Annotated in this window: 7 protein-coding genes; 4 read left to right on the forward strand and 3 right to left on the reverse strand. The window is 42.4% G+C overall.

The features are described 5' to 3' along the window. On the reverse strand, positions 1–1388 hold a 1388-nt coding region (locus ABF638_RS36080; RefSeq protein ID WP_435027570.1), incomplete at its 3' end, for a tetratricopeptide repeat protein. A 75-nt stretch (positions 1389–1463) separates the two neighbouring features. Beyond that, on the reverse strand, positions 1464–1898 hold the full coding sequence (locus ABF638_RS36085) for a hypothetical protein (RefSeq protein WP_435027571.1): 435 nt from the start codon (positions 1896–1898) through the stop codon (positions 1464–1466). Positions 1899–2021: 123 nt separating this feature from the next. Here ABF638_RS36085 and ABF638_RS36090 point away from each other — a divergent pair, with 123 nt between their 5' ends. After that, positions 2022–2714, forward strand: a complete 693-nt coding sequence (locus ABF638_RS36090; RefSeq protein WP_435027572.1) for a PD-(D/E)XK nuclease family protein — start codon at positions 2022–2024, stop codon at positions 2712–2714. 490 nt (positions 2715–3204) lie between these two features. Next, positions 3205–3798, forward strand: a complete 594-nt coding sequence (locus ABF638_RS36095; protein ID WP_069069154.1) for an acyltransferase — start codon at positions 3205–3207, stop codon at positions 3796–3798. A 277-nt stretch (positions 3799–4075) separates the two neighbouring features. Here ABF638_RS36095 and ABF638_RS36100 read toward each other — a convergent pair whose 3' ends face one another. After that, entirely contained in the window at positions 4076–5458 is a 1383-nt protein-coding gene (locus tag ABF638_RS36100) for a cytochrome P450 (protein WP_435027573.1), read from the reverse strand. Positions 5459–5716: 258 nt separating this feature from the next. On the opposite strand from ABF638_RS36100, the gene ABF638_RS36105 reads away from it, so the two are divergent. Continuing rightward, a complete protein-coding gene (locus ABF638_RS36105) occupies positions 5717–6349 on the forward strand; it encodes a ParA family protein (RefSeq protein ID WP_181930437.1) in 633 nt (210 codons plus the stop codon). 2 nt (positions 6350–6351) lie between these two features. Continuing rightward, positions 6352–6972 (forward strand): hypothetical protein, encoded by a 621-nt coding sequence (locus ABF638_RS36110; RefSeq protein ID WP_435027574.1) that lies wholly within the window; start codon positions 6352–6354, stop codon positions 6970–6972. The last annotated feature ends 115 nt before the right edge of the window (positions 6973–7087 follow it).

A 7087-nucleotide genomic window follows, 5' to 3' on the forward strand; every position in this document is an offset into this window, starting at 1 on the left:
GCGACATCTGGATGTTCATCTCCCAGCAGGTTGCGCCTAAGTGCCAAAGCTTGGACGTGAACAGATTCGGCTTCGCTGTATCTACCTTGGGAACGGTAGAGTTGCGCTAGGTCGTTGAGGCTAGTGGCGACATCTGGATGTTCTTCTCCCAAACGTTGTTTAGTTATTTCTAGACGCTGCTCACGCCAAGATACTGCTTTATCATACAATCCCTGACCTTCGTAAAATCGAGCGTTGCCAACAAATGCCCAAATCAAATCATCATCGCTGATATATTCAATGAGATTATTCGCTACTTCAGCTATATGAGGTATGGCGAAGGAGACGGCGTTGATTTGCTCAAGAGTGGGTGTTTCAGGAATCTCCTTGCCAACTGCTACCATTACCCGGCAAAGCGATCGCTTTAATTCCTCTGCCTGTTCTAAATCTGTAAGCTTACATTGGAAAAACTCCCTTAGCAGTGGATGAAGTTGGTATGTTTCCTCACCTTTGCGTTGGAGTAAATAGAACTTTAACAAATCGCGTCTGGCTTTTTTTTGCTCTTTACCTTCATTGCCTTCCACCAATTTCCAAGGAATCGGAGCCAAGGCAAATAAGCTCAAAAAACAACCTAAAACTTGGGCGTTTTTTTGCAAACGCCGCCAACTTAACTCAAAAGCAGCAGCTACACCTAGTTTAGCGGTCATTTCTTGTGGAGCTTCGTCTATTGCTTCATTCGTCAGACCCTCATCTTTCAATTGTTGCAAGATTTCTGCTAGAGATAAATCTTCATCAAATGCCAGATATCTCCCGACTAATTCCAAACCCAAAGGCAAATAACCGAGATGCTTACAAAGTCTTCTAGCAATCCAAGGTTCACGTCGCAATCGTTCTCTACCCACCAGCGATTTTAATAGGTTCATTGCCGCCAACGGTTTGAGCAAACCCAAGTCTAATCGCATTATCGGTGGCTGTAATTTTTCCCTTGTGGTCATCAGCACTTTAAACCGAGAAGATAGCGAGTGTAAGTAAGGCTTAACTTCCTTGTATTCCACAACATCATCCAGCACCAGCAGAACATCAACCTCCCCAGGCCAATGCCGAAAGCAATATTGGACTTGCGCGAGTAATTTTTGGTTAGGATCTTCTGTTAAATTATCTGGTATTTTTAAATCAAGATGAGTTCTGGCAAACTGTACAACTTGAATGCCCACATCACCAACTTTTGCCAGCAACCAGCAAATTCCACCCTTGTAAGTTTCGCGGTGATTCCTGGCATATTGTAGGGCAAGTTCAGTTTTACCAACTCCACCCATGCCAGCAACAGCAGCTATAGCCACCTGTTCATTTTCCTGCAAAAGCTGGTGGAGATTGTGCAATTCCACTTTACGTCCAACAAACTCCACCACCCCACTTAAGGGTAAATTTTGCGGTATTTCGGTAGCGAGATTTGACTTTACCTGTTCTCCTCCAGGCGAATACAGTCAGAAAATATTAGTACCAGTGAAAATATTTCCTTGAATGACGTTTTTAATAGACTCAGCTAACTTTGTAGAATTAATGATGGTTGCTGGTTGTGAGTTCAGCCCATTTGCTAAAGCTTGGACTTTTGACGCTACTTGAGGATCGGCGTTTGCTGCGGCTTCCACGTCCCGCACTGATTGAGCAATTTCGGTATCTGCGTCTGCTGCGGCTTTCAACTCCAGTACTGCTTTGCCATAATCTAACGGCTGCTGTGTATTTTCTGGTGTCGCCTCTGCTAATAAGGGCAATTTATTTTTATTACGTAGCTGTGCGATTAATTTACCGCTTGCTTCTAACCCTGCTTCCCCAAGCTTTTCGCCAGTTTTTTCTAGGGCTTTAGTTAAAACTATAGTAGCGATCGCAGTTGCAACAGCCGTTAGTGTTACAGGTTCCATAATTTTATGAATAACAACCGAAATTCCACTGAAAGCTATTCTAGCCTAGCCTGATTGCCACATTTCTTAATTTTGTCTGTATAGACACGGTTTTTAACGTTAAGTTAACTTTTACAAAAACTGATGCAATTTGATACCCAACTGCTACCTCGAATTAATAGTAAATCCCTGAGAGAAAATGGTAAACAATATTATGTAGATGTCAAGGGAAAACACTTTCCTAGCGTTACCACAATACTTAATATCACCAAACCCCAAGCAGACAGAGACAGATTATTAAATTGGAAAGCGCGTGTTGGAACAGAAGAAGCCACCCGCATATCTACAAACGCCAGTCGTCGGGGAACCCAAACACACAAACAAATTGAGCGCTACCTCCTTGGACAAAATCCTATTTGTCCGGAAGCCAGTCGCCCTTATTGGGAAAGTATCAAGCCAGTTTTAGAAGAAATCGACACAGTGAGACTCGTAGAAGGCTCTGTTTTTCATTATGATTTGAGCTATTCTGGCAAAGTGGATTGTATTGCCAGTTATCAAGGCATCCCCTGTATTTGCGAGTGGAAAACAGCAGACAAACCTAAAGGTTCAATTGAGCATTTATACGAACATCCACTGCAACTTACAGCATACATTGGAGCAATTAACAACTATTATCGAGATTATGGCATTCAGCTAAATCATGCTTTGTTGGTAGTCGCAATTCCAGAGATGCCAGCCGAGGTATTTTGGTTTGAACCAGCAGGGATTAAAGATTACTGGCAGCAATGGGAAAAAAGAGTCGCCGAATATTGGGAACGCAGAAGTGTTTGGAGTTGATGAGTGGGATTGCAAAATATCAAGCAGCCTAATTCTGTGAGGTACTTGCCCTTTCTCAATGGCTTTTAAATGTTTGCCATTCTGATCGTATTTTAATGCAAACTTTATTTGTTCACTTGCAAATGAAACTAGTAAACCACTGGTTGAAAAATATACAGTATTAGGTTGAATATCTTGCCAATTATTGGGTAAAGCTTCCATTTAACTTACTACTGATATAGTAGTCGAATTCTTGGGGTACTTCTTTAGTCCCTTTCATTTTCCAAACAGTTGTATCTTGAGAATCCAAACTCCGAGAGCAAAACTCGTAATGTTTACTTTACCTTGACAACGCCACCATACCCCACCCCGCTTTTATAAAAACGTTATTCACAAGCGAGAAAATACTCTAATTGGGGAAACCTAATAAATGTGAAGGGTGCTAAAGTACCCGCGTCGTTTTCCCTCATTGGTTGAAAGCCAGAGGGTTCCTAAACTTCCGTGAGGTTTTATGAAAGAGATCAAAAATAAAATTACGAATAAATTAGAGCGACTATTGGAACAATGGTTAGTACCTCGTCTGGTACGGTGGGGAGAATATCTAGAAACCAAAATCAGGCGCTATAAACATCAAGAACTGAAGAGTCAATTAAAATTTAGTGGCTCAGGTCTACGATTTAAGCGAGACTTGAGAATTGAACACCCGCAAAATGTATCTCTGGGAAATAAAGTCTACATTGGACAAGATGTCATATTAGATGGACGTGGCGGAATTACAATTGGCGACAATACAACACTTGGATTTAACGTAGTTATCCTCTCTGCAAATCATGACTATCAAAGTAATGATTTGCCTTATGAACATAATGTCTATATTCATAAACCTGTAGTTATCGGTCGCAATGTTTGGATTGGCGGAAATGTCCTAATTGTTCCAGGAGTTTCTATTGGAGATGGTGCAATTGTGGCGGCGGGGACGGTTGTAACTGCTAATGTTGAACCTTTAGCAATTGTTGGAAATCAACGGATGAGAACAATTAAATATCGCGACAAAGAACATTATGAAAAACTCGCCAATAAGCAAGAGAGTCAGGATAATTCGTAATTCGTAATTCGTAATTCGTAATTATTATCCTATAGCTGGTAGGTAAGCATTAATGTGCATTGGTGTCAACTTAACGTGAAAGCCAGCCAAGAAAAAGCCTTTAGATATTGTCTCGTTCCCAGTCTCCGACTGGGAATGCCTGTCTTTGAGGCTCGGCCTCAAGACTTGCGGCAGAGCCGCAATGAGCAGCATTTCCAGCCAGAGGCTAGAAACGAGATTTGAAAAGGATTTTAGCTTAAGTTGACACCAATGATTAATGTGCCCAACCTACTTATTATTAAACCAAAGCTGGCGTATTCGCACGCTTAACTTGAGGTGTTGCAATCATCCGCATTCCTGTGGGTGCGGCTAAAGTTAAGCCACGGCGCACAGGACGCATGGGACGTTTATTCACTAGCGATACTTGAAATTCTGACAGAACAGTTGCCAAGACAATTTTCATTTCATACTGAGCAAATGCCATCCCAATACAGCGACGATTACCGCCACCAAAGGGTAAATATTCATAAGGTGAATATTGTCTTTCTAAAAAGCGTTCTGGTTTGAACTGCTTGGATTGTGGGTAAACTTCTTCTCGATGATGAGCTAAATAAATACTGGGAATTATTGCCGTTCCTTCTCGCAGTTCGTAGCCCATAATGGTAATTGGAATCTTCACAACCCGCCAGAAAGCATTCATGGCAATTGGGTAGATTCGCAATGTTTCTTGGCAAACTGCTGTCAGATAAGGCAATTTAGCTACACTACTTAAATCTGGGTTAACTCCAATGGTGGTGAGTTCCTCTAGCAACTTCTCACGCACCTCTGGTAAATGGTCAATCCAGTAAAAAGCCCATGTCAATGCAGAAGCGGTAGTTTCATGTCCTGCAACTAGCAACGTCATCAACTCGTCGTGTAATTCTTCATCTGACATCCCTTGACCATCGTCATAACGAGCAGCCATCATCAAACTCAGGATATCTTGGCGATTTTGATCAGGTTCAGCCCGACGTTCTCGAAGCAAAGCGTAAATCAGTTGATCAATTTTTTGCCGTTGTTGGAGAATCCTACCCCACGGACTCCACGCCCCGAAATCTTTTTGCATGAACCGGAAAAACAAGGTGCTGGACATTACGGGCGAAGTCATGAAGTCTAGTAAGTCACTTAGCGATCGCCTCAGTTCCTCAAAATGCTGTCCATCATTCAAGCCAAATACAACCCGCAGAATAACACGCAGGGTGATTTCTTGCATCGACTCACGGATATTAAAAGGCTTGCCAATTTGCCATTCATTACTCACCTGTCGGGTTATTTCCCGAATTTCCTCGCCGTAAGCCCGCATCCTTTCGCCATGAAAGGGAGGAGCTAAGAGTTGCCGTTGCCGCTGGTGGCGATCGCCATCTGATAACATGAAGGAGCGATCGCCAAGCAAAAATTTTAGCCCTATATTCCCTCTGCCAACCTCAAAATGGCTGGAATCAGCAGTAAAAATCTGCTCTAGTGCTTGGGGTTGACTAAAGTACACAATATGGTTATCGGATCGACTACTTTTGATTGTGAAAGTGTCACCATAGATTTTGGCAAAATCATCTATATATTTCACGGGCTGAGTAATAAACTTGATCATCCGCAGCCAGCGCGGCATTTGGGGTCCATCAGGCAAATTGTAAGTTGCTGTCATAAAATTTTGGGGAATTGATGGCTTCTGAATTTATTGTTACGAGTTTTCATGTTACTTAGGGTTACAGAAAGCGGTATATTCATGATTGGGGACTAGAGACTGGAAACTGGGAACTGAAAAGAAGATAAAGAGGATAATAATAACTCTTGTACAGACGCGATTAATCGCGTCTCTCTTAACTCAGCACTCAGCACTCAGAACTCAGCACGGGCTAAACGCCCCGCTACCGCTAACAAAAGGCAGCATCGGAAGCAAGCAGTGCCAAAAATCATCGCTATTCTCAACGGTAAAGGAGGAGTCGGTAAAACGACTACCGCAGTCAATCTGGCTGCAAACTTTGCGAAGAAAAAAAAGGTGCTTCTGATTGATGCAGATATTCAAGGTTCTGCCAGTTGGTGGTTTGGGCGCAGCCAGCAGGGAATGGGATTTGATTTATCTCAAGAAACCGATCCCGCACTTTTAAGTGATTTAGGAAAGATAACAGGTTACGATTTAGTAGTGGTGGATACACCTCCCGCCCTGCGCTCTGAAGCATTAGTGGCGGTAGTTGCGATCGCAGATTATCTAGTTTTGCCTACACCCCCATCTGCAATGGATTTAGCAATCCTCGTGGAAACAGTCAAGGAAGCCGTCATCCCCTTGGGAACCCCCCATCGGGTATTGCTCACCAAAGTCGATACCCGCAGTCTGGGGGAAGCACAAGAAGCAAAAAACACTCTGACTCGCTTAGGTATTCCTACTTGTAATACCTTCATCCGTGCCTATAAAGCTCATGAACGAGCAGCACTTGAAGGTGTAGCGATTACTCAATGGCGAGGAGGAAACGCACGGGAGGCGGAATTAGACTACCGCCGTGCAGCTGATGAATTACAGCGTGATTGGAGAAAATGATAATGGCTAGGAAACAAAGTCTCTCTGACTTACTACAAGAAGAGGCGCAAAAATTTACACCCCCAGAAGGTGAATCTGCGATCGAAGTTACAGCAGAAAAAGTTGTCGAAGAACAAGCTGCATCTGATGAGGAATCGTTAGGGCAACCACTTGAACCAGCTTCTACTAAACGCAGTCCTACTAAGGCTGATTTAGAAGCAACTGTCAAAGAGTTGACAAGTAATCTAGAAACAAGCCACAAAAAAGAAGCAACTCTTGGACAAGAAATTACTGATTTGCAATCAAAATTATCTAAACAAAAAACCTTTGCATCAGAACAAAAATCATTACTAGAACAGCTAACAAAAGAACTTGACGAAACCAAAAAAACAGCACTGCAACTTGCAGAAGCAAATTCCCAGCTTATAGAAGAAATTAATGCTTTAAAACAAACAGCAGAAGATAAATCTAAACTAGCTGTAGCTGTAAAAGAAACTAGTGCGATAAAACCAGTAAAAGACCACTACAATCCACTTAACTACAAAAAATCACATCGTTCATCAGAAACACTTGCTCAAGCTCAACCTCAAAATCAACCAAATGAGTATCCCGATAGTTCTAATGAGATGTGGTTACTTGACTAAAATCGATACCATTTCTTTGTGAAACTGTACAAAATCAGATTTGTAAAACAAGGGGCTTAAGCCTAGGGTGTTGACTCTGTACCCTTTAGCCCGTAAGACTTCATGCAAAAAATGT

The organism is Nostoc sp. CALU 1950, from assembly GCF_051172895.1.
Classification (GTDB): Bacteria; Cyanobacteriota; Cyanobacteriia; order Cyanobacteriales; family Nostocaceae; genus Nostoc; species Nostoc edaphicum_A.

Bases quoted from the DNA above. Each gene is read 5' to 3' on its own strand.
- ABF638_RS36090 (WP_435027572.1), top strand. From the start codon at position 2,022: ATGCAATTTGATACCCAACTGCTACCTCGAATTAATAGTAAATCCCTG.
- ABF638_RS36100 (WP_435027573.1), bottom strand. From the start codon at position 5,458: ATGACAGCAACTTACAATTTGCCTGATGGACCCCAAATGCCGCGCTGG.
- ABF638_RS36110 (WP_435027574.1), top strand. From the start codon at position 6,352: ATGGCTAGGAAACAAAGTCTCTCTGACTTACTACAAGAAGAGGCGCAA.
- ABF638_RS36085 (WP_435027571.1), bottom strand. From the start codon at position 1,898: ATGGAACCTGTAACACTAACGGCTGTTGCAACTGCGATCGCTACTATA.
- ABF638_RS36095 (WP_069069154.1), top strand. From the start codon at position 3,205: ATGAAAGAGATCAAAAATAAAATTACGAATAAATTAGAGCGACTATTG.